Below are 273 nucleotides of genomic sequence, written 5' to 3'. Positions count from 1 at the left end.
AAAGAATGGCAACCTGATCTATTTTTGGTTGGTTTGCCTTTGAATATGGATGATAGCGAGTCAGAACTTTCTACACGTGCCCGCAAATTTGCGAGACGTTTACGCCATCAAACCAACATAGAAACATTGATGGTAGATGAGCGCTTAACTACACGTGAAGCGAGAGAAGAGCTAGGTTTTTACCAAGAACAAGGTCGAGCAAAAAAGCTATCGGCTGATAGTTTTGCAGCAGCCTTACTCATTCAAAGTTGGTATCGAAATCCGGTCGGTTTA

General features: G+C 42.5%; 1 protein-coding gene. It reads left to right on the top strand.

Going from position 1 to position 273, the window contains the following annotated elements:
- Positions 1–273 (top strand): Holliday junction resolvase RuvX (ruvX, locus tag AC3II9_RS21795; protein ID WP_489158783.1); only part of this gene is annotated, 273 nt, incomplete at both ends.

This window comes from Lysinibacillus sp. RU7, from assembly GCF_057837305.1.
This window is presented reverse-complemented; position numbering and strand designations above follow the sequence as displayed.